Origin of the sequence: Cnuella takakiae (genome assembly GCF_001953305.1) — a bacterium.
Taxonomy (GTDB): Bacteria; Bacteroidota; Bacteroidia; order Chitinophagales; family Chitinophagaceae; genus Flavisolibacter; species Flavisolibacter takakiae.
In genome coordinates, this window is record NZ_MTFE01000010.1 from 2,888,005 (window position 1) to 2,903,064 (window position 15,060).

A 15,060-nucleotide genomic window follows, 5' to 3' on the forward strand; every position below is an offset into this window, starting at 1 on the left:
AAACCTTCTATTTCATTGAGTGGCATATTGCGGGAAACTACACGCTGGCGATCCCGCCAGCACTCCCGCAAATGACTCAGTATTACGTATTTGCCATCCAAGATCAAAAAATACGAGATAGCAGCACCTGGTAAGATTTTACATCTTCTACCTACAGCTTCAATCATCCGCTGCCATTATTAACCGTCAGTTTGATCTTTTTATTAGGGCCTCTTTGCCATGCTTTTCTAACGGTTCAAAATTGTTTGCCATGAAAATTTGCTTTACCCCGCAAAACAGCGGGACTGTTTCGCATGCCTATAGCGGCAGACGCCGCTACCTCTGGCAGGTTTTACTACTCCTTTTTTGTTGTAGCATCCAACTTTCCCTCAATGCCCAGAATGTAGTTACCGGTAAGGTTAGCTCGGGAGATACCGCCCTTGCCGGTGTGTCGGTGCAGGTAAAGGGTTCAGCTGTTACCACCCAAACCAATGGGCAGGGTGTGTATAGTATCAATGCGGCACCCAACGCTACTTTGGTTTTTACCTTTGTAGGTTTTGCCACCCGCGAAATGCCGGTCAACAACCGCTCGGTGCTCAACCTGAGCCTTGAATCGAACAGCCAGCAGATGAGCGATGTAGTGGTAGTTGGGTATAGCACCCAAAAGAAGGCCACAGTAACGGGATCCATCAGCAGCATCAGTGCCTCCGACCTCACCACCACACCTGCAACCACCACCTCGGGTGCCCTTGTAGGTAAGGTGCAGGGCGTAACCACCCGGTCGCCCGACAGCCGCCCCGGCCGTGGTGTCAATATCCAGATCCGCAACATGGGCAACCCGCTGTTTGTAGTGGATGGCATTCCCTTTACCGGGGGCAGCACCACGCCAACGGCTTTTGGCTTTGCACAGGGTGCCGGCTCGGATGTGTTCAATACCCTGGGGTTGGAAGACATCGAAAGCATTACCATCCTCAAAGATGCTTCGGCTTCCATCTATGGTTTGCGTGCCGCCAACGGCGTGGTGCTCATAACCACCAAAAAAGGCAAGCGCGAACAGCCCACCATCAATGTGTCGGGGTATTATGGCTTGCAAAACTTTACCCGCTATCCAAAACCTGCCAATGCCGGCCAGTATGTGCGGGCACTGGTGGAATCGGAGCAGAATGCCGGCCGCAACCCCGCTTTGTTGTATACCAAAGAAGAACTGGCCAAGTGGGAAGCCGGTACCGACAGCGCTTACCGCAGCTACGATTATTATAAAATGGTGATCCGCCCCAATGTGCCGCAGCGCTATATCAATGCCAGTGCATCGGGAGGAACCCAGCGCTCGACCTATTATTTCTCTATCAGCCACCTCGATCAGGATGCCCTGCTGAAGGATTTCAAATACCAGCGTACCAACCTCCAGGCCAACCTCAACACGCAACTGGCCAACCGGCTGCAGATTGGCACCCAGATCAGCATGCGCCTGGAGAAAAACTTCAACATTGGCGTACCAGGCCTGGATGATTATTTCAATCCATTCCTGAGCATCTTCAGTATGTGGCCCACCGAAAGCCCTTATGCCAATGGCAACACCAATTATATCAACCAAACCCACAACGTAAACGTAAACCCCGCCACTTATAAGGAAGATGTTACCGGCTGGATCAGGAACGACTGGCACGGGATGAATATCAACCTGAACGCCCAGTACGATTTCAAATTTGGTATGACGGCAAAGGGTACACTTTCGTACAACTACCAGAACGAAGATTTCGACGGCATGGAATATACCTATGCCGCTTATATCTACAACCCGCAAACAGGAAAGTATGAAGACCGGCCTGCTGGCGGTGGTACGCCTTACGGCAACCAGAACCCCTGGCGGGAAAAGCACAAACGCAATGTGATCAACCGGTATGCGCAGTTCCAGCTCAACTACAACAAGCAGCTCGGGTTGCACAACATAGCCGCTGTAGCTGCTTACGAAAGGTCGGATTACGACAACTCTTATTTTGTAGTGCACACCATTCCCTCCAACAACTTCGTATCGCAGATGGGCTTTGCCGAGCAGGACATCCTGCAGGACAACTGGGCGGTGGAAGCACGTGCCGGTTATATTGGCCGCCTCAACTACAACTACCGCCAGAAATACCTGCTGGAACTGTTGGGCCGCTACGATGGTTCTTACCTCTATGCACCCGGCAGCCGCTGGGGTTTCTTTAGTGGTGTATCGGGTGGCTGGCGTATATCGCAGGAGGATTGGTTTCAGAATGTAAAATTCATCTCCGACCTGAAGTTGCGTGCCTCTTATGGCGAAACCGGCAGCGAAGCCGGTGTTGCTGCCTTCGATTACCTGCCCGGGTACAATTTCTTCTCAGGCAGCTCCATCTTCAACGGTGCTTATACCATTGGCCTGCGGCCCCGCGGTTTGCCCATCACCAAACTTTCCTGGGTGATGAACCGCACCAAGAACGTAGGTGTGGATTTCAGCCTGCTGAAAGGAAAGATCAGCGGCCAGTTCGACCTCTTTGAGCGCAAGCGCACCGGGCTGCCCGCAGGCCGCTACGACGTGTTGCTGCCTACCGAAGTAGGTTACCAGTTGCCCAACGAAAACCTTAATGCCGACGCTACCCGCGGTATGGAAGCCATCATCAACTACAACAACAAAGCTGGCGAGGTTACCTATTCCATTGGGGTTAACGGTTCGCTTGCCCGGCAGCGCAGCCTGTACACCTACAAGCCCAGGTTTGGCAACTCCTGGGATGAATACCGCAACTCCATCGAAGACCGTTGGTCCGGGGTTGTAGGATCGGGCGATAACAATGCTTTTGGTTACCATGTGATCGGCCGTTTCCAAAGCCAAACCGATATTGATAACCATCCCGTGAACATCGACGGACAGGGCAACCGCACCATGATGCCCGGGGATTTTATTTACGAAGACGCCAACGGCGATGGCATCATTAACGATATGGACCGCAGGCCCATTGGCTACCCCCGTGGCGGAAACCCCTTCCTTTCTTTTGGTTCCATGATCAATGCCAGCTGGCGCGGCTTCAGCCTGGCCATTGTGTGGGCCGGTGCCAGCATGCAATCGTTCCAGCGCAATGTGGAGTTGATGTTCCCCTTCCAGAACAATGGCAACTCACCCCATTATATGCTCACCGACCGGTGGCGCCGGGAGGATCCATACGATCCCAACAGCAAGTGGGTTGCAGGTACTTATCCCGCCATCCGCAGGGACAATACCAGCCATATCAACTACCAGCTCAATGATTTCTGGTTGATCAATATCAGCTACCTGCGCCTGCGCAACCTGGAGATTGGCTACGACCTGCCCAAGAGCTGGATCCGGAAAGCCGGTATGTCGCGGGCGAGGTTCTATGTAAATGGTACCAACCTCTTCACCGTGGACAATGTAAAACACCTGGAAATCGATCCGGAGATTACTTCGGGCAGCGGCCTGGTGTACCCGCAGCAGAAGCTGTACACCTTTGGTTTCAACGTTTCATTTTAAACTATTGCTTGTATGAAAAAGAAATATATCGGGCTTGCCCTTGTTTCCTTGCTGGCGCTGTCTGGCTGTAAAAAGGACTGGCTGGAGCGGGAGCCCAAATCATTGGTTGTAGAGGAAAATGTATGGAACGACTCCAGGCTGATCACCTCCCTGCTGGCCAACTACTACGACCGCCTGCCTACCGAATCGGGTTTGCAGGACGTGAACGATACTTATCCTGATGGCTCCCTGCGGGATGGCCGCCTGTCGCAGTGGCGCAATATGGCCGATTATGACGATGCCATGTGGTCGGGACAATCCAATCAGGATGGCCGCAACAACATTACATCCTACGCTACCAACCGCTGGTTTTTGTGGAACTACTCGCTCATCAGGGACCTGAACAAATCGCTGGAAAATATCCAGCAACTGGGCACCAACCTTGATGCAAATGTGCGCAACCAATTCATGGCCGAGTTCCGCTTTTTGCGGGCCTTTGCCTATTTCGAAATGGTAAAGCGCATGGGTGGCGTGCCCCTCATCACCAAGCAGCTGTTGTACGATTACAGTGGCCATGCAGGCTCGCTGCGCCAGGCCCGTGCAAAAGAGGCGGACGTGTATGATTTCATTGCCAGGGAGATGGATGAAATAAAAAGCCTGCTGGGCAACGAAACCAATGGCGCACCCAGCAACAGCCGTGCAAACAGGTTTACTGCCATGGCGTTGAAGAGCCGTGCCATGTTGTATGCCGGTTCCATTGCCAAATACACAGCGCTCAACACGCCGCAGCTGAACCTGCCAGGTGGCGAAGTGGGTATTCCGGCCAGCAAAGCGGCCGAGTACTACCAGAAATCGCTGGAGGCTTCCCGAGAGATCATCAATAGCGGTGTGTACAGCCTGAAGTCGGGCAGTGATGCAGGCCTTGCTTTTTACGAAGCGGTAAGCAAAAAGGCAAACAATAAGGAAGTGATCCTCGTCAAGGACTTCCTTATTTCCAAAGACAAACGGCACCTGTTTACCTACGACAATATCGCCCGTAGTGTACGCGAGGATAACCTTTCTTCTTCTTCGGTTACGCCTTCGCTCAACCTGGTGGAAAGCTTTGAATACCTAGATGGAAGTGCCGGTACCCTTAAAACCCGTACTGCCGACAATTCGGATTTTATTTACTATGACAAACCCGAAGACATCTTCGCCAACAAGGACGCAAGGCTTGCCGGAACGGTACTGTATCCTGGCAGTAATTTCAAAGGCGCCACCATGCAGATGCAGGCGGGGGTGATGGTGTGGAGCGGTACGGGCTACCAAACCGTTGAAGGCACCCAGCTGGGGGCCATGTGGGGTGGTACGGCTTACCCCAATGGGGACGGCAAGTTGCTAACGGGTGCAGCCGGCCCGCACCGCTCCATCCAGGAAGTTTCCAACACCGGCTTTTACATGCGTAAGTACGTGGATGACGGCCCGCTTACCAGCACACGTGGTATCCGCAGCGATACCTGGTGGGTATGGTTCCGGCTGGGTGAAATGTACCTGAACGCTACAGAAGCGGCCTACGAGCTGGGGCTCACCAGCGAAGCCCTGGTTTATATCAACAAGTTGCGCGAAAGGGCAGGTTTCCCGGCAAACAGCATCACTGCTGCTGGCCTGGATATGGCCCGCATCCGAAACGAGCGCCGCGTGGAACTGGCTTTTGAAGACCATCGTGTATGGGACCTCATCCGCTGGCGTATTGCCGACCAGGTTTGGAATGGCAACACCACCAACCCCAACGCCATGGTGTCGGCACTCTACCCATACCGTGTGGTACGTCCCGGCGACCCTGCAAGAGATGGTAAGTATGTATTTGTAAAAATGGTGGCACCGCGTTTCCGGGCGCCCCGTTTTTTCCAGATACAGAACTACTACACTTTTATTCCGCAGAATGTGCTGGACAATAACCCGCTGATTGTGCGCAATCCTTTCCAATAATTTTTTGAACTGAATAGATTATGAAAAAGATATTTCTCCTACCTGCCCTCGCATTCTTTGTATTGCTGGCGGGATGTGAAAAGGATAATAAAGAAGCTCCCGGCGCCACACTTACCGGCCGGGTAGTTTACCAGGGCCAGCAATTGGGTTTGCGTTCCAATGGTGTGCAACTGGAGTTGTGGCAGAAAGGTTACCAGCTGTATACCAAAATCCCGGTATTTGTGGCTCAGGACGGTAGTTTCTCTGCCAAGCTTTACGATGGCAATTATAAACTGACCCTGCTGAAAGGCAATGGCCCCTGGGCGGACAAAACAGATTCCCTAGATGTGCAGGTAAAAGGCGGCGCACAGGTAGATGTAAGCGTGGACCCGTTTTTCCTAATTAAAGACGCGAGCTTTTCGCGCAGTGGCACTATGGTAAATGCCAGCTTTAAAGTGCAGCAGGTAAACAATACCAAACCGCTGGAACTGGTGCGGATGTTTATTGGGCAAACCCTGATCACCGACCAAACCAATAACGCCGGCAATGCACAAAAACTGGCTGCTGCCCTCACCGACCTGAGCCAGCCTCAAACCCTGAGTGTGGCCGTGCCGGCATCTCTGGCCAGTAAGGAATTTGTATATGCAAGGGTAGCCGTAAAAGCGGTTGGCGTAGCCGAACTGGTGTACTCAGCGCCGCAGAAAATTATGCTCAAATAAAAGTGCTTTCATTTTTAGTGCTCACATAGCAGTTTTTATGGCAGGCCCGGTGTTTTTACACCGGGCAAATTTTTGCTTGCCATAATGCCTTACATGTTCCGGGTTGGTGGAAATAAAAGAGCTGTCCCGGTAAAAGGACAGCTCTTTTTATGTTCAATACCAATTATAAACTGGCATGGCTGGCATCTGCCGGTATAGCAAACTCCTTACGCAGCGTAAACTCCGGAAGAGGAATTTGTTTGCCCCCTTGCATGGCTGATTCATGTGCCAGGATACCCACACAAGTGATGTTAGCTGATTCCTGCGCATTGGGGAAAGGCTCCCTTTTTTCTACCAGTGCGCTGATGAAGGCATGCACCAGGTGGGGATGCGAACCGCCATGACCGGAACCCTGGATAAAGGAAAGGTGCTGGTTGCTGTCGGCATCATAAACACCCCCGGTGGTAAAGGACTGAATGGGTTCGGGTAACAGGTGAGCATAATCGGGCACTTTTACCCGCTCTGGCTTTTCGCCGGTATGCACCACGGGGTCTTCGTGTTCTACCTGGCTCCACTCAAAACTTTTCTCAGATCCATATACATCAAAACTTTCGCGGTACTGCCGGGCGGTATTGAATAGGGAACGGGTTACTTCGGCCGCCAGGTCCGAATCCCTGAACTTGATGTGACAGGTTTCGATGGCAAAAGGAGAATTGTATTTGGGAATCAGTGCTTCATCTATCCGGCCCGATCCAAGGCAGGAAACATACTCCGCCTCTTTGCCGGCAAGGGCCACTACCGGTCCCACGCAATGGGTAGCATAATGCATGGGTGGCAGACCTTCCCAATAGCCGGGCCAGCCTTTCATTTCCTGCTGGTGCGATGCACGGAGAAATTGCAGTTTACCCAGCTCTCCTTTTTCATATAGCTCTTTTACAAACAGGAACTCGCGGCTGTATACCACGGTTTCCATCATCATATAGGTGAGGCCGGTTTCTTTAACGGCGGCAACAATCTGGCGGCACTCTTCTACGGTGGTGGCCATGGGTACGGTACAGGCCACATGTTTACCGGCACGCAAAGCTTTCAGGGATTGCTCTGCATGGTTCTGGATGGGTGTATTGATATGCACCGCATCGATATTGGGGTCTTTCAGTAATTCATCGTAATCGGTATAACGAACGGAAATGCCAAAAGCATCGCCCACTTCATTGAGCTTTTCTTCATTGCGCTGGCAAATGGCGTACATATTGGCATCGGGATAGCGCTGGTAAATAGGAATAAACTCTGCGCCGAAGCCCAGGCCAATGATGGCCACGTTGATTTTTTTTGGTTCCATACTCAGGTGGTTAAAAGCGTTTGATTAGGAATAGATGTTTTAGCTGCAGTCCACTGTTTTAAAAATGCAAGGCCTTCGCTGGCAAACTGGTCCTGGCTGGGTGCCAGCGGGTGCCAGATGCAAACAGCTCCTGCCAGTTCCTGGTTGTTGGGGGTAAAGCTTTCTATGGAAATGGTACCACTGTAGCCAATGGCTTCGATACCCTTGCGCCATGCTGCCCATGCCGTAGTGCCGGTGCCGGGAATGCCGCGATGATTTTCGGAAACCTGCAGGTGAATGAGCCGCTGGCCAATTTGTTGGAGTGCAGCCTCGGGGTTGGCTTCTTCGATGTTGCTGTGGAAAAGATCGAGCATGATGCGGGCAGCCGGATGGTTGATATCTTCCGCCAACCGGCATACATCGGCAGCGGTATTTACCAGGTCCGACTCGAAGCGGTTCAAAGGCTCCAGGGCTATTTGAAGTCCTTGTGCCGTGGCCATATCACATACGGTGCGCAGGTTGTTAACCGCAAGTTCCCATTCTTTTTTCCGCTGATCGGGCGGCACCATGCGGGCCTTGCCAACCGCCGAATACATGGGCCCGGCAAAGAAACCGGCACCCCACGCAGTACATAAGTCCATACACTGCCGGATATATTCAAAGCAGTTGCGGTGCACAGCGGGGTCTTCATGTGTCAGGTCGCGGGTAGGGCCGAAAGCGCCACACACAATGGCTTTGAGGTTGTAGCGCTGCAGGCCTTTCCGCACTACCTCTTTGTCGATGATGGCCGGATCCTCTACGGCAATTTCTACCGCATCAAAACCCATAGCAGATATTTTGGGAAATAGGGTTTCCACATCCCTGGTACTGAAAGGAGAAGTCCATAGCCAGGTGCTGGCACTAAATTGAAATTGCTGGAACATCAGGCAATCGCTTTAAGTTTTGCGGAGCAGTTTGCTGGTAGTGCACTCCCGATGGATAGCCACCCAGCTCCGAAAGTAAAAGATAAGGAGTAAATAGGCGTCCGGCATCACGGTGGAAAAACACCACTTTGACAACGAATTTTTTTTTCGCCTTTTCCTGAACGCTACAAAGGAAAGGACTGGTCCTGCAGCTAATACTATGAGACAATTATGCAGCAGGACCAGGTCGCTAATAGCTAATTATTCAGGCACTATTTAGTTACCCGCAATACTCCTTTCATAATCCGCCAGTGCCCTGGGAAGGTGCAAACAAAAGGATAGTCGCCGGGTGTGTCGGGCACTTTGATGGCCAGGTTATAGCTGCCTTCAGGGTTGATCAATGGTGTACTGTACAATACATCAGATGTTTTAGGTACATAACTCATCTTGGCACCGTTGGGATCCCTGGCGAGTTTGTCGGCAGCAGCACCTACCTTCTCGGTAGTGCCAGGTTTCAGGATCACCAGGTTGTGTTGCATGAAATCAGGGTTGGCCAGTTTGATCAGTACCGTAGTACCTGCTTTTGCAGTCAGCAGTTCCTTGTCGTATTTCATCACATCTTTTACCACGCGCAGGTTGATGGTCTGGTCGAACTTGCCTGTTTTCTCCGCTGCCGATTTTACGGTGCCGGGTTCCAGCAATTCGATCTTGGCTGCCGACATTGCGGCACGGAGGAAAAACGTATCGGGGTAAGCGGCAAGCTTGGCATCGCCGGTGCCATTTTCCAAGCCGGTGCGGAAACCTGTTTTCAGGGGTTGTTTGAACAGCCCGGCTGTCGTGGCCTTGCCGGCTTCCTTATCATCGATCAGGAGGCTCATGCTGCCATCGCGCTGCAGCGAAGCTTCAAAACTGAACTTGGGCGGCAGCGCTGCCTGGGAGGTAATTGCATAAGCTTTACCCTGTTGGTTTACGAGGTAGGTGAGTTTGTTGTCCTGCAGGTAAAGACCGTAGCCGTTGTTTTTATCGCCCTGGGCCACAATGAGTCCCTGGTAAGGAAAACTGCGGTTCTTTTCCAGCGTACCGCTGATGGTCAGTTCCTTTCCGCTCACCTCAGGTGCCTTTTCACCGGCCAGCATCAGCCGGGGCCTCAGTGCCAGCGAAGTAATGCGGGAATCCAGTGCAATACGTTGCGCTAAGGTTGCATCACTCAGGGCCACGTTTTCAGAAACGCCTTTTTTGCGGAGGGCTGCAAGGAAACCTGCCTGGTGCACTTTGGCACCCGCAACGATGGCGCTGCGCATCCAGGGATCATTGCTGTTGGCAGCATTTTCGGCCATTTGAAATAGGGTGGCACCCACCTGGGCAGCGGCCTTCATATCGGCAGTGGCCAGTACAGCGGCGAGTCGTACCCTGCCGTCCGCATCATTGAAAGATTTAGCAGCTGTCATTGCCTGCAAGGCAGCGGCGTTGTGGGGCAGCACCTGGATGGCGGCCCGGCGCACACCCGCAGCGGGGTGGGTGAGGGCCTTGGTGGCAACCGCCGTAGCCTGTGCATTGGTGCCATTGAGTGCACCCAGCCCATGCAGGGTCCACAAGGCATGTATGGCAGGGGCATTGATGCCAATTTCATCCACGCTGCGATCCTGAACGAGTTTGTACAATGCAGGGATCACCGATTTGTCGCCTTTTTCTACCAGCAGTCTTTGGGCTGTGGTACGCCAGAACATATTGTCGTGCGACAGGGCTGCAACCAGTGCTGCACTATTGCTGGCGTCCAGGCGCATGGGCGAAGCGGCTTTGGCACCGCCATACTTGATCTTGTAAATACGACCTCTTTCATGGTCGCGCATGGGGTTTTCGTATGCATTGCCTTTACCATTGGTAAAGCCAGTAGGAGTGGGGTTGTGCTGGATGATGAAATCGTACCAGTCTACAACCCACACATTGCCATCGGGACCAACTTCGGCCTGTACTGGTCCGGCCCATTCATCGGCAGAAGCCAGGAGGTTCCAGCCATCGCTATCTTCTTTGAAACCGGCACCCTGTTGTTTTAGATTTACCCGGTGAACAAGCCGGCCAGTTGGCTCGCACACAAAAGCTGCGCGGTTCCAGTAGTCTTTGGGATAGGTGCGTGCGGTGTACAGGCTATGGCCCGCAGCAGCTGTAAAGCCTCCCCACACATCTACCTGGCGCAGGTTCTTGGTCATCACGTGCATGCCGTAGTGGGCGTCGATCTTTTCTGCTCCGGGGTCGGGAAGGCCGGCGGCAGTGAGGTATTTTTTGGGAATACCAAAGAACACACTATGCGTGTTGTTGGCAGTGGAAGCAAACACATCAAACTCCTCGGAGAAGCCAAGACCCCAGGTATTATTGCTGGTGCTGGCCAGGTATTCCATGTCTTTAACCTTCTTGCTGTCCGGCTTAAAGCGGTACAGTCCCTGGCTGAACTTGAGCGAATCGGTGGTAAACTTACCCTGGAAGCCCGAGTAGCCTACGGTACCCCATATCTGGTTGTCCAAACCATAACGCAGGTTGGAAGGACCTGCATGGGTATCGTAAGTGCCCCAGCCTGTCATCAGGGTATCTTTTACATCGGCCTTGTCATCGCCGTTGGTGTCTTTCAGGAACAGGAAATAGGGCGCTTGTGAAACAACGATGCCGCCTTTTGCAAAAGTGAAGGAAGTAGGTATATTAAGTTTTTCGGCAAATAGTGTAAACTTATCAGCCCGTCCGTCGCCATTGGTATCTTCCAGTATCTTGATGCGGTCGTCGCCAGATTCCTTGTCGTCCCGAACGGTATTGGGGTAATCCACGGTCTCAATCACCCAGAGCCGGCCCTTTTCGTCCCAGTTCATGTAAATAGGGTTGATGATATCGGGCTCGGCAGCGAAAAGCTCCAGCTCAAAACCAACTGGCACCTGCATCAGCGACATGCTTTCTTCAGGAGTCAACGGCGCCTGCAGTTTTGGTGCCGGGTTTCTTTTTTCGTAGTTGGGAATGGTAGCTTCCGAATAGGAAGGATTGGCAATTTTAAACGACTCCAGCCTTTTGCGGGCATCATCGCCCACAGCCCAAAGGATGCCATTGCGTACCAGCTTCAGGAATTCCTTGTTGTTGAAAGTGTTTTCATCGTGACCGTAGGCGGTGTAGAAAACGCGTCCCTGACCATAGTTGCGCACCCATGTATAAGGCTCGCGGTGATCACCTTCAACTCTTTCCGTAAGCACTTCGATGCTTTTGCTCAATTTATCGTGCACATAAGTTTCATCGAGGGTAGTAAAAGTGGGAACGTCTTTCAGGATGGGGTGCTGCGGTTTGGCAATCACGGCAGGGAAAGAATCGTACTTATGGCGTTTAAACTGGCCGCCGATCAGTTCTACCACTTCGGGAGCATTGCGAAAACACCAGGAAGCGGAGTGAAGCGGGATAAAGCCTTTGCCCTTGCGCACAAAGTTGAGCAGGGCTTTTTCCTGGCTTGCGGTAATGGAGTCGTGGTTGGCGTACAAAATCAATCCATCGTACCTGGCCAGGAGGTCATCATTCAGGTCATCGGGATTGGTTGTATAACTGATGTTGATGCCTTCTTTGAAGTATTCTTTCGACAGGATATCAGCCAGTTGCTCGCTGTTGTGGTGCTGGCTTTTGTGGCCAAGGAAAAGCAGTTCAAGCCGTCCGGGCGGTGGCGATTCTTTTAGCTTCCACGATAAGGTAAGGGCAATAGCAAATAAGCCCGTCAGGGCTAGAACCGTTAGTCGTTTAACATTCATGGCAAAGCTTTTTGGTTAGAAGCTGTTTGAAAGTAAAAAGCTATGGCCACAATCTTTCGCCTTTTTGTCTCAAATTTTGAGATTAATTGTATTTATAACGTTTATTAACGGATGGTAGTTTCTTTCCCACCCAAACCACCGCGGAATGGAGGGCGCAGCAGGGAATAAAAATGCTAAGGCATAAAAAAAGCCGGGCCTATACAGCCCGGCTCCAGCAAAATTTTCAGCTTATTAAAAGTCGGGGTGCACACCGGTATAATTGCCAGGTGTTATCGCTTTCAGTTCTTTTTTGATCTTGGCAGAAACTTCCAGGCCGTCAATAAACTGGTGCATCGAAGCTTTGTCAATCTTCTGGTTGCCACGCGTAAGGTCTTTCAGTGCCTCATAAGGATTGGGGTACTGTTCGCGGCGCAGGATGGTTTGAATAGCTTCAGCCACCACCGCCCAGTTGTTTTCGAGGTCTTCCTTGATTTTGGCTTCGTTCAGCAGCAATTTGCCTAAACCCTTTTCGATGCTGCGGATGGCAATAATGGTGTGTGCCACAGGCTGTCCTACATTGCGCAACACGGTGCTATCGGTAAGGTCGCGCTGCAGGCGGGAGATGGGCAACTTGGCCGACAGGTGCTCGAACAGGGCATTGGCCAGACCCAGGTTGCCCTCGGCATTTTCGAAGTCGATCGGGTTAACCTTGTGCGGCATTGCGGAAGATCCCACTTCGCCAGCCTTGATCCGCTGCTTGAAATAATCCATGGAGATATAAGTCCAGATATCGCGGCAAAGATCGATGAGGATATTGTTGATGCGCTTCATGGCATCAAAGAAGGCAGCCAGGTTGTCGTAGTGTTCAATCTGGGTTGTAAACTGCGAACGTTCCAGTTCCAGCACCTCGTTTACGAATTCATTTCCAAATGCAATCCAGTCTATTTCGCCAAAGGCAATATGGTGTGCATTGAAATTACCAGTGGCGCCACCAAACTTGGCGGAGAAAGGAATATGCATCAACTGGGCTACCTGCTTGTCGATGCGCTCCACAAACACCATGAGCTCCTTGCCCAGGCGGGTGGGAGAGGCGGGCTGCCCGTGGGTACGGGCCAGCATGGCCACTTCTTTCCATTGCTGCGCCAGTTGCTTAAATTGGTTGTTGAGGTTGAGCAGTGAAGGCAGGTATTCGTTTTCTACCGCGTGTTTAAAAGAAAGCGGGATGGCGGTATTGTTCACGTCCTGCGAGGTAAGGCCAAAATGGATCCACTCACGGGCCGGCGATTCTTCCTCTACCTTGTCCAGTTCCTTTTTCAGGAAATACTCCACGGCCTTCACATCGTGGTTGGTGGTAGCCTCAATATCCTTTACATGCTGGGCATGCTCGGGGTTGAAGTTGGCTTTTACGTTGTTGAGGTGTTTTTGCGCTTTTGGCGAAAGGGTAAAAAAACCTTTGGAGGCCAGGAAAAACAGGTATTCAATTTCAACCAATACACGGTACTTGATCAAACCAAATTCGGAGAAATACTCGTCGAGGTGCTGTACCTGTTTGCGGTAGCGGCCATCTATAGCCGAAATAGCGGAGAGCGAAGTCAATTCCATAGCTTGTTATTGGGAGCAGGCCGGCGTAGGCAAAGGGCAGTAATTCTTAGCAAAACTTTCGTTGCGCCACTTGCCACACGGTTGCCGGAACGCTTTTACCTTTGCGGCCAAAATTAGCCCTTTTGAAGCAGATACGAGTTGCGGCGGTGAGCTACCTCAATACCAAACCTTTATTGTATGGTATCCGGAGGCACCCGGTGATGGAAGAAATCAGTTTAGTGGAAGACTACCCGGCAAGTATTGCCCGCATGCTCCTCAACGATGAAGTGGACCTGGCCCTTATACCGGTGGCCATGATCCCGAAACTGCCCAACCCGCATATTGTTTCCAACTACTGTATTGGTGCCGAAAGCCCTGTTGCCTCCGTTTGCATTTTCAGCGAAGTGCCCATGGAGCAGATCACCGAAGTGTACCTCGATTACCAAAGCCGCACCTCGGTTAACCTGGCCAAAGTGTTGTTGGAAGAGTACTGGAAAAAAGACCTGCGCTTTATTGATGCCACCGGCGAAGACTACCGCGAGGCCATCAAAGGCACCACTGCGGGTGTGGTCATTGGCGACCGTGCCCTGGAACAAAGGCTGCGCTCCACTTATATCTATGATCTTGCTGAAGCCTGGATCGATCATACCGGGTTGCCTTTTGTGTTTGCAGCCTGGGTGGCCAACAAACCCCTTCCTGCAGCATTTGAACAGGCGTTTAATGAAGCCAATGCCCTTGGCCTTGCGCATGTAGATGATGTGATTGCAAGTATTACTTACCCTACCTATAGTTTGGAAACTTATTACAAGCAGAACATCTCTTATAACCTGACAGCGCCTAAGCGGAAAGGATTGGAGTTGTTTCTGCAGAAGCTCGCCCTGCTGAACCAGGCGGCTGTGAAATAAGTATAGGCCTTGTATTGATGCATGTTAGATATATACAGGTCTGAGTTAAAATATAACTAATCAGCATAGCTTTCATGTGCAACACGGCAGTGTGTCATGCCGAACTTGTTTCGGCATCCCCTTTTTTATGCAACAGTCTGCATATATGTAGGAGATGCCGACATGCGTCGCCATGACAATTCCCGAACGTTGAAACTGGTTTCAGCCAGGATTTTAGAACTGGATATCAACATTACCATTAGTAGGAACCAAACGAAAGTATACCGTCCTTGTGAAGTTCCAGTAGTTGCTTGGAATTTCAGGTTGATAGCGGCGCTGAAGCAATCTCCTGCCGCTGTAGTACCCTAAATGCTGTGCTCTTAAAACCTCCTGTTTGATGGAGATTGCTTCGGCGCCGCACATTATCGTTGTAGGGAAGTTATTGAGGGCGCCTCGCAATGAGGATACTTCATCGGCGATGCAGAATATAAAATGAATTCATCTTCAATGATGAAAGCTTTTGT

General features: G+C 51.6%; 8 protein-coding genes. 4 read left to right on the plus strand and 4 right to left on the minus strand.

Annotated features, from left to right (window positions below):
• The first annotated feature begins 250 nt into the window (after positions 1 to 250).
• From BUE76_RS12645 to BUE76_RS12655, 3 genes are read left to right on the plus strand one after another with little or no spacing between them, the layout of a single operon-like run.
• Complete coding sequence (locus BUE76_RS12645) at positions 251 to 3,481, plus strand: SusC/RagA family TonB-linked outer membrane protein (protein ID WP_083596337.1); 3,231 nt, start codon at positions 251 to 253, stop codon at positions 3,479 to 3,481.
• A gap of 12 nt (positions 3,482 to 3,493) precedes the next feature.
• Positions 3,494 to 5,428 (plus strand): RagB/SusD family nutrient uptake outer membrane protein, encoded by a 1,935-nt coding sequence (locus BUE76_RS12650; protein WP_073039887.1) that lies wholly within the window; start codon positions 3,494 to 3,496, stop codon positions 5,426 to 5,428.
• Positions 5,429 to 5,448: 20 nt separating this feature from the next.
• Positions 5,449 to 6,126: a DUF3823 domain-containing protein gene (locus BUE76_RS12655; protein WP_073039885.1), complete on the plus strand. Its 678-nt coding sequence runs from the start codon at positions 5,449 to 5,451 to the stop codon at positions 6,124 to 6,126.
• 163 nt (positions 6,127 to 6,289) lie between these two features.
• Here the strand turns inward: BUE76_RS12655 and BUE76_RS12660 are convergent, their stop codons facing one another.
• The 4 genes from BUE76_RS12660 to purB form a co-directional block, all read right to left on the minus strand.
• Positions 6,290 to 7,444, minus strand: a complete 1,155-nt coding sequence (locus BUE76_RS12660) for a Gfo/Idh/MocA family protein (RefSeq protein ID WP_073039883.1) — start codon at positions 7,442 to 7,444, stop codon at positions 6,290 to 6,292.
• A gap of 2 nt (positions 7,445 to 7,446) precedes the next feature.
• Positions 7,447 to 8,346 carry a sugar phosphate isomerase/epimerase family protein gene (locus BUE76_RS12665; protein ID WP_073039881.1) on the minus strand — a complete coding sequence of 300 codons (900 nt, stop codon included), beginning with the start codon at positions 8,344 to 8,346 and terminating at the stop codon, positions 7,447 to 7,449.
• A 251-nt stretch (positions 8,347 to 8,597) separates the two neighbouring features.
• Positions 8,598 to 12,092, minus strand: a complete 3,495-nt coding sequence (locus tag BUE76_RS12670; RefSeq protein WP_073039879.1) for a PVC-type heme-binding CxxCH protein — start codon at positions 12,090 to 12,092, stop codon at positions 8,598 to 8,600.
• Positions 12,093 to 12,323: 231 nt separating this feature from the next.
• The gene (purB, locus tag BUE76_RS12675) at positions 12,324 to 13,673 is read right to left on the minus strand and encodes an adenylosuccinate lyase (protein ID WP_073039877.1); all 1,350 of its coding nucleotides are present in this window, start codon (positions 13,671 to 13,673) and stop codon (positions 12,324 to 12,326) included.
• Between the two features lie 122 nt (positions 13,674 to 13,795).
• Here purB and BUE76_RS12680 point away from each other — a divergent pair, with 122 nt between their 5' ends.
• Positions 13,796 to 14,557 carry a menaquinone biosynthetic enzyme MqnA/MqnD family protein gene (locus BUE76_RS12680; protein ID WP_073039876.1) on the plus strand — a complete coding sequence of 254 codons (762 nt, stop codon included), beginning with the start codon at positions 13,796 to 13,798 and terminating at the stop codon, positions 14,555 to 14,557.
• Positions 14,558 to 15,060: the final 503 nt, after the last annotated feature.